Origin of the sequence: Patiriisocius sp. Uisw_047 (assembly GCF_047730165.1) — a bacterium.
Taxonomy (GTDB): domain Bacteria; phylum Bacteroidota; class Bacteroidia; order Flavobacteriales; family Flavobacteriaceae; genus Patiriisocius.
Map to the genome: position 1 here is coordinate 1,695,089 of NZ_CP159834.1, position 19,458 is coordinate 1,714,546.

Consider the following 19,458-nt stretch of genomic DNA (forward strand, 5'->3'; position numbering starts at 1 on the left):
TTTCTAATGTGTAGATGTTAATTTTACAAAGATGAATATCCTAACTCACATTTTTAGCTATTTTTGAATGCTTTTTATTATAATAGCTACTTATTAATTAATTCCCCTTTACTATGAGATTGTTATTTGCACTTTGTACCATACTGCTTTCTGCTTCTTCACTCTATTCACAAAAGTATTTAACCATGATAGAAACAGAAACTTTTACGGTTCAGGAAATCATTGATAACGCAGAGGCCTATTTTTCAGATAAAGGAAAAGGAAAAGGCACGGGTTATAAGCAATTTAAAAGATGGGAATACAATGCAGAACGGTTAATGAACGAGAATGGTTACTTGAGAACTTCAGAAGAAAACCTAGCTGAATTACAGCGTCAGGATGCCTATTTAAACGAGACGGCTTCTAGTAGAAATGCTGTAAATGATAACTGGCAGGAGTTAGGTCCTACATCCATAAATCCCCATACTTCGTGGAGTCCAGGCTTGGGACGTATTACTTCCATCTCTGTGGATAAAGACGATAGTGATCACATCATAGTGGGGGCAAATACTGGAGGTGTTTGGAAAACTACAGATGGTGGCCAGAACTGGATTCCATTAACCGATTACTTTAGTAACTTGTATGTGTATTCTGTGGTAATTGATCCTATGGACAATGACACCTATTATTTTGGATCTTCTTACGGGAGGCTCTATAAGTCTACAGATGCAGGAGCGACGTGGCAATTATTTGCGACCATATCAGATTCTGTGATAAATAAATTGCTATTACACCCATCAGATCCTACTATAATGTATTTGTCATCAGCAAATAGGGGCATATATAGATCTTCAAATTCAGGAACTACTTGGACAGAAATTGCTGCGGGAGATAAGGGCTATGACGTAGAGTTCAAGCCAGGTGATCCTTCTGTTGTGTATGCTTCTGGTACAGAGGTTTTCGTATCAACAGATAATGGTTTAAATTTTACAATATTTAATAGCTTAGGAAATGGTCCGAAAATGATTGCTGTTACTGCAGCAAATCCAGAGGTGCTATATATTGCTGAAGCAAGTAGTGGTAGGTTTAACGCCTTGTATAAATCTGAAAATAGCGGAGTAAGCTTTTCACAACTCGCAAATAATTCAATAAACTACTTTGGTTATTCACTAGACGGTCTAGATACTGGGGGTCAAGCGCCCAGAGATATGGATATTGCCGTGAGTCCAGTAGACGAAAATGAAGTGCACCTTGCAGGTGTAAACACTTGGATGTCACTTGATGGTGGTGCTACTTTTAACACGACTGCAAATTGGGTCATTAGTGTATCTGCAGATGTTGGGATAGGATACTGTCACGCAGATGTAGATATTTTGCTATTTGAAGATGATGTGCTTTACGTTGGGTCAGATGGTGGTATTTTTAAAGCAGAAGACAGTCAAAACATCACGGCAAATTACTACACAGATCTGTCAACGGGAATAGGAATAAAGCAATTATACAAAGTAGGTGTAGCGCAAGGAGAAGAGTTGAGAATTTCAATAGGTTCACAAGACAATGGGACATCTGTTTATAGAGAAGATACAGATTGGCAATGCTGGATTGGTGCAGATGGGATGGAAACTTTTATAATGGATGAGGACAATAACTTAATATTCGGTACCACACAGTATGGTAACCTTTATAAATCTACTAACGGTGCGACTACCCTAGAGGGTATGAATGAACCTGGACCAGGAGAAGGAAACTGGGTGACCCCGTTTGAACAAGGAAATGAAAATGGTGTCATTTATGTAGGCTATGATCAAGTGTATAAATCTATTAATTACGGTAATTCCTGGGGGGCAATTTCTCAGAATTTAGGGGGTAATTTGAATAACTTGAAAATTGCACCGAGCAATAGTGATGTAATGTACGCCACACGTGGGTACAGATTATATAAAACAATAGACGGAGGTGCTACTTCTTGGGTGCAAATGGCTGCACCGGGAGGTACGATTACTAGTGTTGCGATTCACCCTACAGATGCAAATAAAATTGCAGCAACGACCACATCTGGCTCAAAGGCTTATATGTCCTTAGATGGCGGTGAATCCTGGATAAACTACAGAAAAAACCTACCAAACTTTAGTGCACTTTGCTTGGTATGGGATCACAACGGCCGCGATGGTATTTACTTAGGGATGGATTATGGTATTTATTACATTGATAATGATCTTGAAGATTGGATTCCTTTTAACACAAATCTTCCTAATGTGATTGTAAATGAATTAGAAATCAACAAAGCTACGCGCACTTTGTACGCCGGTACCTATGGTCGTGGTACTTGGTTTTCGCCTATGCTAGAATCAACATTAGGAACTGCTACTTTTACTTCGGAAATTTTAAAACTATATCCTAACCCGGCAAGAGAAGAAATTACTTTGAGACTGCCAGTAGCCGCACAAATAGATATTCGAGTTTTTGATATGAAGGGATCACTATTATCATATGACAGAGATGTTCAGATTAATGGCGAGCACACCTTAAATATTTCAGGACTAAAAACAGGGGTTTACTTTATGAGAATTGCTTCGGAAAGTGGAACGATTACAAAAAAGTTCATAAAAGAATAATCACAATATATTTCAATGGAACGATGCTTCAGGAATATAATTTCTGAAGCATTTTTTTTATCTTGCACGTCATGGATTTTTCTTCAAAACTTTTAGAAAATGCGGTAAACGAAATGTCACAATTGCCTGGTATAGGTAAGCGTACTGCATTACGTTTAGTTCTACATCTTCTTAAACAGCCTAAAGAGCAGGCCCTTGCACTTTCAGAAAGTATAAAAGAATTACGGGAAGAGATTATCTTCTGTTCTAATTGCCATAATATATCTGATGTCGCCCTTTGCGAAATTTGTGCAAACCCCAATAGAAAAGCAAATATTGTGTGCGTTGTAGAAGACATTCGCGATGTAATGGCAATAGAAAACACAAGCCAATATCGAGGTCACTATCACGTGCTTGGGGGAAAGATATCGCCTATGGATGGCATAGGACCCAGTGAGCTAACCATAGAAAGCCTCATTAGAAAAGTGAGTGAAGGCGATATAGAAGAACTCATTTTTGCATTGAGCTCGACCCTAGAGGGAGATACCACCAACTTTTTTATCTATAAACAGCTAGAGCCATATTCTATTACTATTACCACTATCGCGCGTGGGATCTCTGTAGGTGATGAACTAGAATACGCAGATGAGGTTACGCTAGGAAGAAGTATCTTGCATAGAATCCCTTTTGAAACTTCCTTAAAAAACAACTAGCCGTTTGAAACTTTCTGTAATTATTCTTAATTATAATGTGCGCTACTTTCTAGAGCAATGTATACTTAGTGTACAGCGATCTATTAAAAATATTGACGCAGAGATTATAGTGATAGATAATAATTCTCCAGATGATAGCTGTGAGATGATGCGACGAGTCTTTCCCGAAATCACGTGTATCGAGAATAAAGAAAATGTAGGTTTTGCTACTGCCAACAATCAAGCCGTTGCAATTGCAAAAGGAGCATATGTTTGCATCTTAAACCCAGATACCGCAGTAACAGAAACCTGTTTTAAAGAAGTGCTTGCCTATGCTGAGCAACACCCTAATATGGGAGCATTGGGCACTTTTCTTATGGATGGGACGGGAGACTATTTGCCAGAAAGTAAGAGAAACCTTCCTACACCGGGAGTCGCACTTAAAAAAATGATGGGTAAGGGTCATAAAAAGAATGGGTATTACGCGAGTCATATTTCAGAAAAAGGAGAAGGAGAAGTCGCGGTATTAGTAGGCGCTTTTATGCTACTGAAACGGGATGTCTATAATACCGTGGGTGGCTTTGATGAAGATTACTTTATGTATGGGGAAGATATTGACTTCTCTTATAGAATAGAAAAAGCTGGGTTTAAGAACCGATACTTAGGTAGCACTGCCGCGCTGCATTATAAAGGCGAGAGTACCGTAAGAGATAAAACGTATCTCAAGCGTTTCTATGGTGCGATGCATATTTTTTACGAAAAACAATTATCGCTTACTTCTTGGCAAAAGATACTCGTAAAAATGGGAGTGTTTGCTGCAAGAGCGGCACACCCTTTACTAGGTGCTTCGGCAAAAAGGCAAAGGACCCACATTGAACAATCTATTGTCTTTACAAATGACTTTTCATTATTGAAGAAACTTTCAGCAATATATAATGATGAGCTGTCTTCATCTGCTATTGCGGTGCTAGAAGATACCATTTTACATAATACAGAAATCATTTTTGATGCAGACTATATATCGTATCAGCGCATTTTTACTTTTATGCAGCAGATGAGCAATAAAGGGAATCGATTTAAGATTAAACCCCCAGGTTGTAATTTTCTACTAGGGAGTGATCAAAGTGACAGTAAAGGAAGTGTTGTGAAATTTTAGAAAATAGAATCTGTTAAACTATTTATTTTGACTAATTTTGCATCGTTAAAACCCGATATCACCTAATAATAGCTATGGCAAGATTTGAATTGAAACTACCTAAAATGGGAGAAAGCGTTGCAGAAGCAACCGTAACCAATTGGCTTAAAAGCGTTGGCGACACCATTGAAGCAGATGAGGCAGTCCTTGAGATTGCAACAGATAAGGTAGATAGCGAAGTGCCTAGTGAAGTGGACGGAATACTTGTAGAGATTCGTTTTAATACAGATGATGTTGTTCAAGTAGGAGAAACACTAGCGGTGATTGAGACAGAAGGAGATGCGCCAGCATCTAGCGCTCCAGAAACATCAAGTGTTGAGCCTGCTGCTCCTGCGGCTAAAGCCATTGCTGCTGTTGTAGAAACAGTGAGCGCTGCAAAAGAAGCTACACAAACATCAATTACAAATACGGAGGATCGTTTTTATTCTCCTTTAGTAAAAAATATCGCTGCTGCAGAAGGAATTTCTCAGTCGCAATTGGATAACATTGCAGGTACAGGAAAAGACGGCCGTGTTACTAAAAATGATATCCTTGCGTACGTTGAGAATGGCGGAGCGAAAGAAGCTGCGGTTGCGCAGCCAAAACAGGCAGTAGCAAGTAGTGCCGCTCCCGCAGCAAAAGTGCCAGCAGCAAAATCTGCTCCCGTTTCTGTAAATGGAGGCGATGAGGTGATAGAGATGACCCGTATGGGTAAGCTTATTGCGCATCATATGGTTGCGAGTGTACAGACAAGTGCACACGTGCAGTCATTTATTGAAGCAGATGTTACAAACATATGGAACTGGCGTAAAAAAGTAAAAGATGGTTTTGCAAAACGTGAAGGAGAGAACCTAACGTTTACACCTATATTTATGGAGGCCGTGGCAAAAGCCTTAAAAGATTTCCCTATGATGAATATCGCCATAGACGGTGATACCATTATAAAACGAAAAAACATTAATCTTGGTATGGCAGCTGCCTTGCCAGACGGAAACTTAATAGTGCCGGTGATCAAGAATGCAGACCAACTAAATTTAGTTGGGATGAGTAAGGCCGTAAATGATCTTGCTGGTCGTGCACGTAATGGTGCATTAAAGCCTGATGACATTCAAGGCGGAACCTATACGGTTACAAATGTTGGTACCTTTGGCAGCATTATGGGAACGCCTATCATTAACCAGCCACAAGTTGGTATTTTAGCATTAGGTGCGATACGTAAAGTTCCTGCGGTTATAGAAACTCCAGATGGAGATTTTATTGGTATCCGTTACAAGATGTTCTTATCTCACAGTTATGATCATCGTGTTGTAAATGGTGCTTTAGGTGGGCAATTTGTGAAAGCAGTGTCGGATTATCTGGAAGGGTGGGATGTGAATCGTGAGATTTAATTTTCTTACCATTTCGTGATGCCCTTATACAGTTGGTGCTAATTAATTGAAAATTCTTATTTATTAAGGAATACGGGCAATAGTGTTGCTTAGACCCCAGCATGCTTTTTCGCACACGTCAGAACCGCTTATAATAAAAACACCGGACAGTCTGTGCTCTTTAGGAAGCGCGTTGTGTTGGTTGTTTTCACTAAACGGGACAATTTATTTTCCTTGTATTATTTCTGAAATGATACTGCGGGTTTATTTACTCCTGCGTTGAACCCTGAGGCAAGAATGAATAAAATGAGTAAATATTTCGGCTTCATAGATAATCAAAAAGAGTAATTGTTACCTTTGCCTCATAAACTTAAGCAATGCAATTACAACTTAAAAAGCCCATCTGTTTTTTTGATCTTGAAACTACAGGAATTAATATTGCCAAAGATAGAATAGTCGAAATCGCTGTTTTAAAAGTGTTTCCGAATGGTAACAAAGAGAGTTTTGTCTGGAAAGTTAATCCCACGATTCCTATTCCAGCAGTGACAAGTGCCATTCACGGGATCACAGATGAGATGGTGGCAAACGAGCCTACGTTCAAAGAGCTTGCGCCCAAGGTTTTTGCTTTAATAAAGGATTGCGATCTTGGCGGGTACAATTCTAACCGTTTTGATATCCCACTTTTAGCAGAAGAATTACTGAGAGCAGAAATAGATTACGATCTTAAAAAAGCCGCCTCAGTTGACGTGCAGACTATTTTTCACAAAAAAGAAAAGCGCACACTAGAAGCTGCATATAAGTTTTATTGTGATGAAGAGTTATTAAACGCTCACAGTGCTGCAGCAGATACAAATGCAACTTATGAGGTGTTAAAAGCGCAATTGGATCGTTATGAAGATCTTGAAAACGATGTTACTGCGCTAGCTACATATAGTGCGCACAATAGGTTTGCAGATTTCGCGGGGTATATAGGTGTTAATAAAGAAGGACAAGAAACTTTTGCCTTCGGAAAACATAAAGGAACTCTAGTAGAAGTAGTGCTGGAAAAAGAACCAGGCTATTTTGGGTGGCTGCTTAATGCAGACTTTCCTTTATACACTAAGAAGGTGTTAACTAGAATAAAATTAAGTAAGCTTAATAATAAACTTTAAATCTCCTGTTTGCCTTCAGGCAGGTCCCGAACGATATGAAAATTATATGCATTGGTAGAAATTATACAGATCACATAACAGAATTAAATAGTGAGCGACCAGAACAGCCTGTAATTTTCATGAAGCCAGATACGGCTATCTTATTAAAAAAGCAGCCGTTCTTTATTCCAGATTTTTCAGATGATGTACATCATGAAGTGGAGGTTCTGGTAAAGATTAATAAATTAGGAAAACACATAGACCGCAAGTTTGCCCACAAGTATTACGATGAGATAGGGCTTGGTATAGATTTTACGGCCCGCGATCTTCAAACACAATTAAAGGCAAAACGATTGCCTTGGGAGAAAGCAAAGTCTTTTGACGGCTCAGCCGTTATTGGTGAATTTTTACCTAAAAGCGAATTTGAAGACCTAGATAACATCAATTTTAGACTAGAAAATTCTGGAAAAGTGGTTCAAAAGGCAAATACTTCCTTAATGCTGTGGAATATTGATGCTTTAATCGAATATGTTTCAAAATATTTTACTTTAAAGATTGGAGACATTATATTTACAGGAACGCCTAGTGGTGTTGCAAGAATACAATCTAATGATATTCTTACAGGCTTTATAGAGGACAAGAAATTATTCTCTATAAAGGTGAAATAATAAAACAACCTAACAACAATCCCCACTAAACATTTAACTAATGGATAAGCATTATTCCCTAGAAAGCTTAAAAGAAATAGCTGGTGGAGACACCGAGTTTATGGCTATTGTAGCACAGGCATTTTTAGAAGAGATCCCCCCAGATCTTAAAGCTTTAACAGAAGCGGTTGCTAATGATAATAAAGAGCTAGCATATCAGTTTGCTCATAAAATGAAACCCAATATAGAAATGTTTGGGATAAGCGCCCTTAAAGATATTGCCGTAATAGAGAGTTGGACAAGAGGTAATAAAAATAGGAGCGCTGTAGCAGAGAATATAGCGTCATTAAATACAGCACTCAATCATGTTTTTGGTGAGATAAAATTAGACTTCGCATAAGATATGCTTGCAGAAATTATTACCATAGGAGATGAGATCTTAATTGGACAGATAGTGGACACCAATTCTGCTTTTATCGCTAAAGAACTCAATAAGGTGGGTGTTAAGGTTTATCAGATAACCTCTGTGCAAGATGAAGCTGCCCATATTCTAGATGCGCTCGCTCAAGCAAATGAGCGAGTTGATCTGGTTCTTGTAACGGGTGGTTTAGGTCCAACTAAGGATGATATTACAAAGGCTACATTTCTGCATTATTTTGAGGATACGCTTATAGAAAACAAGGCGGTTCTGGCGCATATCCATACTATTTTTAAAGAGTACATTAAACGAGAGCCTTTGCCTTCAAACTTGACGCAAGCTATGGTCCCGAGTAAAGCCACCGTTCTAATGAACGTTCGTGGTACGGCTCCGGGTATGTGGATGGAAAAGGATAATACTGTTTTTGTCTCGATGCCAGGTGTGCCGCAGGAGATGAAAGGTTTGTTGAAGGATGAGGTGCTGCCCCGAGTATTGGTGAAATTTGACCGGCCACACATCTACCATAAAACTTTATTGACTATTGGGCAAGGCGAAAGCCAGATTCAGGATAGAATAGAAGATTGGGAAAACGCTTTGATAGCAAATGTAAAGCTAGCATACTTGCCGTCGTTTGGTAATGTGCGTCTACGATTGTCGGCTACAGGGCGCGATAAGATTAGTGTAGAAGATGATGTGAACAAGCAAATGCTTCTTCTTGCTGAAATATTAAAGGACATCGTCATTGGTTATGAAGATGAAACAAGTTTAGTTGGGCGTATTTCAGAATTGCTTATTACCAAAGGGCAAACATTAAGTGTAGTAGAAAGTTGCACCGGTGGTGCCATTGCGCAAATGATTACGGAAGTCGCTGGGGCGTCATCCTATTTTAAAGGAGGCCTAATTCCATACAGTACTGCTCTTAAAACCAGTGTGTTAAAAGTGGATGCGACTTTAATTAAAAAACATACGGTGGTAAGTGTTGAAGTTGCAAGCGCCATGGCAGAAAATAGCAGGAGACTATTTGATACAGATTATGCCATCGCTACAACGGGAGTTGCGGGGCCTGCATTGGGAGATACAGATAAAGAAGTAGGGACGGTATGTATTGCTATTGCCTCTTCTAGAGCGGTGTTGGCAGAAGAATTTAGCTTCGGAAATCACCGCGAGCGTGTTATTGCCAAGGCTAAGAATAAAGCCCTAGAAATGTTGCTAAAAGAATTATCAAAAAACTGAATTTCTTTTGTTGCTCAAACCAATAATATTACTTAAATTTGCACCCTGTTTAAAAATAACTAAAAAAATTGCAGCAATGTCAAGAGTTTGTGAACTTACTGGAAAGAAGGCAATGGTTGGAAACAACGTGTCTCACGCGATGAATAAAACGAAGCGCAAGTTTAATGTAAACTTGATGAAGAAGCGTTTTTACATTCCTGAAGAGGACAAGTGGATTACCCTTAAGGTGTCTACTTCAGCATTAAAAAATATTAACAAAAAAGGTATTTCTGCAGTAATTAAAGAGGCTCGTGCAAACGGGATCCTTTCTAAGTAACTGTAACAACCATTAATAGAATAGTAAGATGGCTAGAAGAGGAAACAGAGTACAGGTAATTTTAGAATGTACTGAGCATAAAGACTCAGGGCAGGCTGGAACATCTCGTTACATCACCACAAAGAACAAAAAGAATACGCCAGATAGAATGGAGTTAAAGAAATTTAACCCAATCTTGAAGAAAATGACGGTTCACAAAGAAATTAAGTAATTAGGTTCCGTTCTAACGGAATGAAAAACAAGTGTTATGGCAAAGAAATCGGTAGCATCGCTACAAACAGGATCTAAGCGTCTTACTAAAGCAATAAAAATGGTGAAGTCTCAAAAAACTGGGGCTTACGTTTTTACAGAATCAATTATGGCTCCAGACAGAGTAAGCGACTGGATGAGCAAAAAATAATTGTTCTTTTTATAATATTAAGTTGAGCCACTTTTAAACAAGAGTGGCTTTTCGTATTTTTGCATTTTGCGAGTAACATGCAAGAACAATTAACATATCGATAATGAGTTTTTTTAAAAACATATTTAACAAAGAAAAAAAGGAAACCCTGGATAAGGGCTTAGAGAAATCTAAATCCACTTTCTTTGATAAACTCAACAAGGCTGTAGCCGGAAAGGCTAAGGTGGATGAGGACGTGCTAGATGACCTAGAAGAAATTTTAGTTTCAAGTGATGTGGGTGTAACGACTACGCTAAAGGTTATAGACCGCATCGAAGCAAGAGTAGCTAAAGATAAATATGTAGGTACTAGTGAACTCAATTTAATCCTGAGGGAAGAGATTGCAGGTCTGTTAAGTGAAATTGACAACGGTAACGAAAGTGTTTTTTCTGTTCCAAAACATGCGACGGGACCACACGTGATTATGGTGGTAGGAGTGAATGGTGTGGGTAAAACAACAACTATTGGTAAATTAGCACATCAGTTTAAAAATGCAGGATACAAGGTGGTGTTGGGTGCGGCAGATACTTTTAGAGCGGCTGCTATAGACCAACTACAAGTATGGGCAGATAGAACTGGAGTTCCAATGATAAGGCAAGAAATGGGCAGTGATCCGGCAAGTGTTGCTTTTGATACGCTAGAGAGTGGCGTACACCAGAATGCTGATGTTATTATCATAGATACCGCAGGTAGACTTCATAATAAAGTGAACTTAATGAATGAGCTCACCAAAGTAAAGCGGGTAATGCAAAAAGTGATTACAGACGCTCCACACGATGTGCTTTTAGTACTTGATGGATCTACTGGGCAGAACGCCTTTGAGCAAGCAAAACAATTTACCGCAGCTACAGAAGTAACCTCGCTAGCAGTAACTAAACTAGATGGAACCGCAAAAGGTGGTGTTGTGATAGGGATTAGTGATCAGTTTCAAATTCCTGTGAAGTACATAGGAGTAGGGGAGGGTATCGAAGATCTTCAAGTGTTTAATAAGTTTGAGTTTGTAGATAGTTTTTTCAAGGAATAAAATTTCCAAATTGTTTAAGTTGTCTGTGTGGTGGAAAGACGCGATTGCTGAGCTTTGCTTATTGTATTGCGTGTTTCAAATATTAGTTCGGTTATAAGGTATTTTTGTTAGCCCGAAATCCGCTTTTTCCAGAGTCGCTTTTTTTCACGTCAGCTTCGCACATTTACTATTAATACCATTTAGGATCCTTGGTACTTATCTCTTCTGGAGACACGTTAAGAGCCAAAAGATTTTAAAAGACCAGTTTTGGATAATACCAGTATCGATGCTTGGAATGTTCGTTGGTCATTCTGTAGTAGTGCTACTTGCTTTTCAATTTAATCCATTTGCGTAATAAAGCATTAAATGCTAGATATTTCTAGTACCTTTGCACCCGCTTAACTAATATTGAATAGCACCACTAATCCCGATACTTTTCGGGACGTAAATTTGTAAGATGAGAACAAAAACACTCAAGAAAAATAAGATTAACGTAGTCACTTTAGGTTGTTCTAAGAACGTCTATGATAGTGAAGTGTTGATGGGGCAGCTAAAAGCCAATAATAAAGAGGTGGTTCACGAAGAGGAGGGAAATGTGGTCGTGATAAATACCTGTGGCTTTATTGCAAATGCCAAAGAAGAGAGTGTCAATACGATATTAGAATTTGTTCAGAAGAAAAAAGAAGGACTTGTAGATAAGGTATTTGTTACCGGTTGTCTTTCTGAAAGATATAAGCCAGACCTTCAAAAAGAAATTCCAGATGTGGATCAGTATTTTGGGACTACAGAATTACCTGGGCTTTTAAAAGCATTAGGAGCAGATTATAAGCACGAATTAATAGGAGAACGTCTTACAACAACGCCTAAGAATTACGCATATTTAAAAATTGCCGAAGGCTGCGATAGACCTTGTTCGTTTTGTGCAATCCCCATTATGAGAGGAAAACACCGTTCAACACCAATTGAAAATTTAGTGATTGAAGCCGAAAAATTGGCGACAAAAGGAGTAAAAGAACTCATTTTAATTGCGCAAGATTTAACATACTACGGCCTCGATATCTACAAGAAAAGAAACCTTGCAGAGTTACTAGAAAACTTGGTAAAAGTAGAGGGAATAGAATGGATACGTTTGCATTATGCTTTTCCTACAGGTTTTCCAATGGATGTGCTTGACTTAATGCGCAAAGAGCCTAAAATTTGTAACTATATAGATATTCCATTACAGCATATTGCAGATCCTATTTTAAAGTCGATGAGACGAGGGACTACAAAAGCAAAGACCACTAAGTTGTTACAAGACTTTAGAGCAGCAGTGCCAGATATGGCAATTAGAACTACGTTGATTGTAGGATATCCGGGTGAAACCCAAGAAGATTATGAAACGTTGAGAGCTTGGGTGCGTGAAATGCGTTTTGAAAGATTAGGTTGTTTTACCTATTCTCACGAAGAAAATACACATGCTTACAACTTAGAAGACGATGTACCTGAAGAAGTGAAAATGGATCGTGCCAACGAGATAATGGAAATCCAATCTCAAATCTCTTGGGAATTAAACCAACAAAAAATAGGGAATGAGTACCGAGTACTTATTGACCGTAAAGAAGGCGCTTACTATGTAGGTCGTACTGAATTTGACAGCCCAGACGTTGATAACGAGGTGTTGATTAATGCAGAAGAAGGATACTTAAGAACAGGAGAATTCTTTGCTGTAAAAATCACAGGAGCAGAAGACTTTGATTTATATGCCGAAGTGGTGAAGTAGGATTTTTTTATAACAAAGGCGGAGGATACCAGTACTTAAAAAAGAAGTCGAAATCTGCCATCATATTAAGATAGCAATTTTGTACTTTTAAATTCAAATTTGGATCTTATGCGTATCATTCTATGTTTGTTATTTATAGCTTTTTTTTCTTGTAAAAAGCAAGAGGAGAAGCGAGAGTCTTTGGAAACTATTAAAAATCCAGCTGCTTTACATAGTCAAACACCCAATCTTTTTTCAAATCAAGAAGGACTATGGATGTCTTGGCTCAACACAAAAGACAGCACTGATTTTTTAAAATTTGCGCACTACAAAAACGGTAGTTGGAAGACGACAACAACCGCAGCGAGCGGAAATGACTGGTTTGTAAACTGGGCAGATTTCCCTGCAATTGCTATAAATGATGGGACCGTGCTTACTAACTTACTTCAGAAATCTGATTCTGGAGCCTATACGTATGACATAAAGCTTAACCTGATGCAGACGTTGATGCGCCCTTCTATGTCAGACAGTATTTCCTGGAAACGAAATATCTTTCTTCACGATGACGGTACAAAAAGCGAGCACGGTTTTGTGTCTTTACAACCCTATGGACAGAAGTCTTTTTATGCCGTATGGTTAGATGGCAGGAACACGTCAGGAATGAGTCACGATGGCCATAGTGGCGATGGAGGAGCTATGACTTTGAGAGGGGCTATTGTTTCAGAAAACGGAGACATTAGTAGAGAAGAAGAATTGGATCATCGTGTTTGTGATTGTTGCCAGACAGATTTGGCTGTAACTAAAGACAAACAAATTATCGTAGCCTATAGAGGTAGAAGTGACGATGAGATAAGAGATGTTAAAATAAAGAAATGGAGTGAAGCAACTGGTTGGTCTGAGCCCTTCACGGTAGGAAATGATAATTGGAAAATTGCCGGCTGCCCGGTAAATGGACCTGCCTTATCCTCGTTTAATAATGAATATGTCGTTGCTTGGTTTTCTGCAGCTCAAGAAGAGCCTAAGGTTCAACTTGCTTTTGGGAAAGGTGGCGTAAACGAACTCGATATCCCTATTAATATAAACAGTAATCCTACAATGGGTCGCGTAGACTTAGTGATGATTTCTAGCACAGAGGCTGTAGTAAGTTGGATAGAAGATATAGGAGATGACACTTTAATCCAGCTACTCAAAGTAGATAAGGACGGATCAAAAGGAGAAGTTATGACTGTTGCAAAAACGAGTACTGCGAGGGCGAGCGGCTTCCCTAAACTAGCATTAAATGATAAGAACATAGTAATTGCATATACACTTATAGAAAGAGGGCTACCCTCCATAATAGAAACTAAAACGGTGGCAGTAGATGCGCTTTAATTTGTTTTAGTGTCGTGCTATGGGTAAAAAAATCTTCATTATAGGTCACACGTTCCCAGAGCCAACAACCACGGCTGCTGGATCAAGAATGATGCAGTTGATAAAACTTTTTATTAAGGAAGGATTCCAAGTTACTTTTGGGAGTGCCGCAAGTACTTCAGATAAGAGTGCAGACCTTCATATCCTCGGGATTACTTCTGAAAATTTAAAACTCAACCATCCCTCTTTTGATATCTTAATAGCCAAACTAGAACCAACCATTGTTCTGTTTGATCGGTATATTACAGAAGAACAATTTGGGTGGCGCGTGGCAGAACATTGCCCCAATGCACTACGAGTACTAGACACAGAAGATCTTCATTTTTTAAGAAAGGCAAGAGAAGTTTCTTTTAAGAAACACGGAAACTTAAACGACCTACAGTTGTACACAGATACAGCAAAACGTGAGCTCGCCAGTATTTTGAGATCAGATTTGAGTCTTATTATTTCTGAAATAGAAATGGCATTATTAATTGATATATTTCATATTCCAGAAGGGCTACTTCAATACCTGCCTTTTCTCCCGAAATCACTCGCAGGAACGTTAGGCAAAATTCCAGAGTATGAAGAACGAAATGGTTTTATAGCCATTGGGAACTTTTATCATGCGCCTAATGTTGATAGCGTAAAATGGCTGCATAAAGAAATCTGGCCAGCGATACGCAAGCAATTACCAGAAGCTACATTAAGTGTTTTTGGCGCGTACGCGCCGCAACAAATTTTAGAATTACATAGTGAGCGAAATGGGTTTTTTATTAAAGGTTGGGCGCCTTCTGTTGAGGAGGTGATGTGTGCTGCGAGGATATGCCTCGCGCCTATACGTTTTGGTGCAGGGCTAAAAGGGAAGCTTTTAGACGCGATGTCTTATGGCACTCCAGCTGTTACCACAACTATTGGCGCAGAAGGAATGTATGGTGCAGGAAAAGATGCAGGAGGGATTGAAGATGATGTGGCTCGTTTTACTAATTGTGCTGTCACACTATATTCAGAAAAAAGAGATTGGCTCGTTTCGCAGCAAACTGGGTTTGAGATTTTGGATTCAAGGTTTAATGCTGAGGGACATTCAAAAAACCTTCTTGATAAAATAAAGGGCATTTCCGAAGCAGTAGTGATGCATCGAAATGACAATTTTATTGGACAAATACTGCAACATCATACCCTGCAAGCTTCAAAATACATGAGTAAATGGATTGAGTCTAAAAATCAAGAGTCGTTATGAAGTCTTTAACAAGCCACGGTTAATCTATCTTAAGGTTTTGGCTAGTTTTTATTTTTGATGTTATATTATTATTATTATTGAACAAAAACACAAAACTATAGATACGAAAAATGAAGGAGCCATCCCAAACGAGTCGAGTTTAAAAGATAACGCAATTAATAAAAAAGGAAATAAGGCAGACGGCCGTGAGATAAATTATCAAGTGACAGACAAGCGCGAGCAGCATCAACCGATAGATAACGCTTAAGTAGAAAAAAATTTTTAAATTGAAACCACCTTCCTGTATTATGGAAGGTGGTTTTTTTATGACTACATTCCAAATTTTATTTTAAAATGTGTACTAATTCTACAAATCTCTGCACTTATAGAACAGAAAGCTAATCGATGCAACACAACGAAGTATTTTTAAATTTAATTTTAGCGCACAAAGGCATCATATATAAGGCCAGCAGGATTTATACAGACAGTTGAGAAGACCAAGAAGACCTGTATCAAGAAATTGTGCTACAATTATGGAAATCATTTGAGAACTTTAGGGGTGAAGCAAAAATTACCACCTATATGTATCGAGTGGCAATGAATACAGCGATAGGGTTTTTAAACAAATCAAAGCGGCAGCAACACATTATTCATAAAGTAACATTGCCTGATTTAGAAGAAGAAATAGATGTTGTGTCAAAGGAGCAAAGTCAGCGTTTGCAGGGCGCGATTAGTCAATTAAATGTGATCGAAAAAGGAATCGTGTTCCTATTCCTTGAAGGTAATAGTTATAGTGAGATAGGTATTATAACGGGATTTACAGAAAACAATGTGGGCACTAGAATGTCCAGAATAAAGAGCAAATTAAAAGAAATTGTCTAAAAATACGCGCTATGGAACTAGAAGAATTGCAAGCACAATGGAACGAGATGAGTAAACGTGTGGATAAACTAGAAGTATTAAATAAAAAACAAATTATGGAAATTACCAATCAGAAGTATAAAAATAGATTTAAAATATTTTGGCTTTACGAGTTTACCGGAGGGCTTATTTGCATTGCAATGGCGCTTACAATCCTGTTTAATTTATCCATAATGGACACCTTATTATTAAAGGTAATTTCAATATTGTTAGCGCTATCTTTAATTGTAATGCCTGTTTTTATATTAAAATCATTGCATACGGTAAAATCATTGAAGTGGTCTGCAGAAAGTTATAAAGCCGTTTTGTTAAAATTTCAGAAATCAAAAAAACGATTGTTAAACTTACAGCGATTGGCAATTCCTTACAGTGTCTTTGTTTTTTTTACATCGATGGTTGTGACGAGTAAGCTAATGGGTAATGATGATTTTGGAGATGATTTTGGTGTGGGGATGTATGTTTTTATAGCAGTAGTGCTACTCTCAGTAATTCTCTTTGTAATATGGGGCAATCGCAAGTACAAGCGGTCAATGCAAGCTACAGAACGAATGATAAGCGAAGTGGAGTGTGATTAAATAAAATAAGGGGTCTCGCAATGAACCCCTTATTTTTTTTAATGTGGAAACTATCTTCCCCTAAAGTGTAAACCTGTTGTTGTTCACAAAGAAAAGGGAGTTTACAAAAAGAAGCTTTCCATTTTCCCAGAAAGACCTAAACATTACGTCGTCTACAAAGTAGATAATACTACCACTACCCATTCTCGCTTCTCCAAAAGTCATGCTATCTGTAAGGCCTTCTTTGGCGTCTACACCAGAAAAACCTGATACTGTTTCTGGAGCTCCTTTAATATAGCCTACGTTATAACCATTTTCCAAAAACTGGTATGAAGTTCCTCCTAGCTTAAGACTGTAATAGCTGTCTCCATAACCAAAGGCCATAGGGTGAGATGCGTCTAGCGTTGTTTTGTAGATACTCCCAGTAATCAAATCTTTTACGTTCTCACGTTCTCGCTGGTCATATGGCGTTAAGTTTCCTTTTGACTCCTCCTTCTTCTCATCATCATCTTCTGCTGCTTTATTTTGGTTTAAATCAAAACCGTCTTTTCCTGCAAAAGAACGAACCGCTCCTGCCATTGCGATTATTTTACCTCCATTGCGTACCCAATCTTTAATGCCATCAATAGCCTCGTCGTTAAGTTTGCTGCCGTACCAACCACTTGGTAATACAAGTATGTCAAAGTTTTTAAGAGAAGCTGCGCTAAAATCGCCAGTATCAATATTAGTTACTGGATATTTTAAGTCTTGCTCAAAGAAATGCCATAACGAACCAAAACTTAAAGATGAAACGCCATCTCCTCGCAACATCGCAATGCGTTGTTTATTAATTAGCTTGATGTCTGGTGATCCAAAATCTGTGCGGTTGTCACTAAAACTTGTATTGGAAGCGTGTAGTTTACGCTCGTGTTTATTTGCGATTTTTGTCACGGTTGCTGCAAACTCAATGTTAGATCTATTGTCACTTTTTGTGATTACCAAGGTTCCTTTATCAAAAGTCTTTCCTTCAAAACTTAGGTCTTTTTCAGAAAACCGAACTTTAATATCGTTCTGAAGTAACTCAGCTAAAAACCGAGCATCGCTCATAGAATTCCATTTTACCAGATACCCTGCGGCGCCTGCATACACTTGGTTGATTTCTTTAACATATGGGTTTCTTCCATTTGCTGCCACGGTTGTTTTACTGGCAACGGCATCAAGACCATAGGCGTGAGGGATACTCCAGGCTGTAATATCATAGGTGAGCGGGTCACTCAATTTTGCATCTGGTTCAAATAAGGCTTTGACCATTTTGCCTTTTGGTTGGGTAGCGCTGACAACGAGTGCGCCAGTTGCGTCCATAGATGCGTTTTTGTTTTGGCTATAATTGAAACCGTTCACATTTCCGCCGTCAGAAAAACCATATTTTATATCGTGCTTATCTAACAAGTTGGTTAAGGCTTTTAATTTATCTGGATTCCCTTTAAGCACGTAACTCTTGTATTCAATATCGCTATTGATGAAGAATTTTTTAAACTCTGTGTTTAATTTAGTCGCATTCTTACTTCCCATTTCTACTGTAGAGAGTCCCGTAGTGGTGTGATGCGCGGCTCTATCTTTTAAGGTAAGAACAAAACCTTCATCTGTATTAATGCCAAGGCCTGCACGTCCATGACCCGCCTGTTCGTAAGTCATTCCAATGGCGCCCATAAAAGTTGGGTAGGTGTCGCCATAACTTGGGTAGAGCAAATCAAAACGCTCTCTCGTGAAAAATAACCATCCTTCTTGATCAAAATATTTAGCGTGATTTTTTCCTATATCTGTTTGAAAGCTACGCTGAAAGTCTGTAATCACTTCGTGAAATGGTTCTGCAGCTGGCGCGAAGTAATACGGCTCATTGATTCCTTGTTCGTGAAAATCTACGTGAATGTGTGGCATCCATTGATTGTAAATTTTAAGTCTTTGTTGGCTCTCAACTTGCGTTGCCCAAGCCCAATCACGATTTAAGTCAAAAAGATAGTGGTTAGGACGACCACCTGGCCACGGCTCATTGTGCTCTGCCGCTGTCTGTAATACATCGTATGGGGTAGATTTTACTTGATTATACCAGTTTGCATATCGATCACGACCATCAGGATTTACGCATGGATCGATAATCACAACGGTGTTTTCCAGCCAAGCTTGTTTTTTAGTAATCAATTCATAGACAGTGGCCATTGCAGCTTCTGTGCTAGAAGCTTCGTTACCATGAACGTTGTAACTCAACCAAACGATGGCAACTTCTGGATTTGCACTTCCAGTCTCGAGTCTGGCATTTATTAAATTATTTTTGCGGATGGTCTCAATATTGGCAAGATTTTCTGGCGTAGATACAATAGCGTATGTGAGTGGTCTTCGCTCATTTGTTTTACCATATTCAGCATACGTGACCATCGCGCTATTTTCTGCGACGTGCTCAAAATAGTTTACTACATCTGCGTGTCGTGTAAATTGCGCTCCTATTTCATACCCTAAGAAAGCCTCAGGTGATTGTAATTGGGCGGTTGCTGAAATGCTAAAAACCGCAATAAAGAGATATAAAAAGTTTTTCATGGCTGTATTTTAATGAAGGTTAAAGATAATTGAAATAACAACTATTTTTTTAAATACAACTCATAAAATTC

At 38.6% G+C, this 19,458-nt stretch carries 18 protein-coding genes; 17 read left to right on the forward strand and 1 reads right to left on the reverse strand.

The features are described 5' to 3' along the window. Nucleotides 1-185: 185 nt before the first annotated feature. The 17 genes from ABXT71_RS07550 (at nt 186) to ABXT71_RS07630 (ending at nt 16,837) form a co-directional block, all read left to right on the forward strand. Nucleotides 186-2,594, forward strand: coding sequence for a VPS10 domain-containing protein (locus tag ABXT71_RS07550; protein ID WP_415370717.1), 2,409 nt, complete (start codon nt 186-188; stop codon nt 2,592-2,594). Between the two features lie 71 nt (nt 2,595-2,665). Beyond that, complete coding sequence (gene recR / locus ABXT71_RS07555) at nt 2,666-3,286, forward strand: recombination mediator RecR (protein ID WP_415370718.1); 621 nt, start codon at nt 2,666-2,668, stop codon at nt 3,284-3,286. 4 nt (nt 3,287-3,290) lie between these two features. Then, nucleotides 3,291-4,421 carry a glycosyltransferase family 2 protein gene (locus ABXT71_RS07560; RefSeq protein WP_415370719.1) on the forward strand — a complete coding sequence of 377 codons (1,131 nt, stop codon included), beginning with the start codon at nt 3,291-3,293 and terminating at the stop codon, nt 4,419-4,421. A 74-nt stretch (nt 4,422-4,495) separates the two neighbouring features. Next, nucleotides 4,496-5,827: a dihydrolipoamide acetyltransferase family protein gene (locus ABXT71_RS07565; RefSeq protein WP_415370720.1), complete on the forward strand. Its 1,332-nt coding sequence runs from the start codon at nt 4,496-4,498 to the stop codon at nt 5,825-5,827. 356 nt (nt 5,828-6,183) lie between these two features. Next, entirely contained in the window at nt 6,184-6,957 is a 774-nt protein-coding gene (locus ABXT71_RS07570; RefSeq protein WP_415370721.1) for an exonuclease domain-containing protein, read from the forward strand. A 35-nt stretch (nt 6,958-6,992) separates the two neighbouring features. Further along, the gene (locus tag ABXT71_RS07575) at nt 6,993-7,604 is read left to right on the forward strand and encodes a fumarylacetoacetate hydrolase family protein (RefSeq protein ID WP_415370722.1); all 612 of its coding nucleotides are present in this window, start codon (nt 6,993-6,995) and stop codon (nt 7,602-7,604) included. A 40-nt stretch (nt 7,605-7,644) separates the two neighbouring features. After that, entirely contained in the window at nt 7,645-7,983 is a 339-nt protein-coding gene (locus ABXT71_RS07580) for an Hpt domain-containing protein (RefSeq protein WP_415370723.1), read from the forward strand. Between the two features lie 3 nt (nt 7,984-7,986). Next, nucleotides 7,987-9,234: a competence/damage-inducible protein A gene (locus ABXT71_RS07585; RefSeq protein ID WP_415370724.1), complete on the forward strand. Its 1,248-nt coding sequence runs from the start codon at nt 7,987-7,989 to the stop codon at nt 9,232-9,234. Between the two features lie 76 nt (nt 9,235-9,310). Continuing rightward, entirely contained in the window at nt 9,311-9,550 is a 240-nt protein-coding gene (gene rpmB, locus ABXT71_RS07590) for a 50S ribosomal protein L28 (protein ID WP_415370725.1), read from the forward strand. A 28-nt stretch (nt 9,551-9,578) separates the two neighbouring features. Then, entirely contained in the window at nt 9,579-9,761 is a 183-nt protein-coding gene (gene rpmG / locus ABXT71_RS07595) for a 50S ribosomal protein L33 (protein ID WP_415370726.1), read from the forward strand. A gap of 36 nt (nt 9,762-9,797) precedes the next feature. Further along, entirely contained in the window at nt 9,798-9,950 is a 153-nt protein-coding gene (locus tag ABXT71_RS07600; RefSeq protein ID WP_415370727.1) for a DUF4295 domain-containing protein, read from the forward strand. A 103-nt stretch (nt 9,951-10,053) separates the two neighbouring features. Then, nucleotides 10,054-11,013 carry a signal recognition particle-docking protein FtsY gene (gene ftsY / locus ABXT71_RS07605; RefSeq protein ID WP_415370728.1) on the forward strand — a complete coding sequence of 320 codons (960 nt, stop codon included), beginning with the start codon at nt 10,054-10,056 and terminating at the stop codon, nt 11,011-11,013. A 436-nt stretch (nt 11,014-11,449) separates the two neighbouring features. After that, nucleotides 11,450-12,754: a 30S ribosomal protein S12 methylthiotransferase RimO gene (rimO, locus tag ABXT71_RS07610; protein WP_415370729.1), complete on the forward strand. Its 1,305-nt coding sequence runs from the start codon at nt 11,450-11,452 to the stop codon at nt 12,752-12,754. 180 nt (nt 12,755-12,934) lie between these two features. Then, a complete protein-coding gene (locus ABXT71_RS07615; RefSeq protein WP_415370730.1) occupies nt 12,935-14,104 on the forward strand; it encodes a hypothetical protein in 1,170 nt (389 codons plus the stop codon). 19 nt (nt 14,105-14,123) lie between these two features. Next, complete coding sequence (locus tag ABXT71_RS07620; protein ID WP_415370731.1) at nt 14,124-15,362, forward strand: glycosyltransferase; 1,239 nt, start codon at nt 14,124-14,126, stop codon at nt 15,360-15,362. Between the two features lie 501 nt (nt 15,363-15,863). After that, nucleotides 15,864-16,223, forward strand: a complete 360-nt coding sequence (locus ABXT71_RS07625; protein WP_415370732.1) for an RNA polymerase sigma factor — start codon at nt 15,864-15,866, stop codon at nt 16,221-16,223. An 11-nt stretch (nt 16,224-16,234) separates the two neighbouring features. Continuing rightward, nucleotides 16,235-16,837 (forward strand): hypothetical protein, encoded by a 603-nt coding sequence (locus ABXT71_RS07630; protein WP_415370733.1) that lies wholly within the window; start codon nt 16,235-16,237, stop codon nt 16,835-16,837. A gap of 60 nt (nt 16,838-16,897) precedes the next feature. Here the strand turns inward: ABXT71_RS07630 and ABXT71_RS07635 are convergent, their stop codons facing one another. After that, complete coding sequence (locus ABXT71_RS07635; RefSeq protein ID WP_415370734.1) at nt 16,898-19,387, reverse strand: M14 family zinc carboxypeptidase; 2,490 nt, start codon at nt 19,385-19,387, stop codon at nt 16,898-16,900. Between the last annotated feature and the right edge of the window lie 71 nt (nt 19,388-19,458).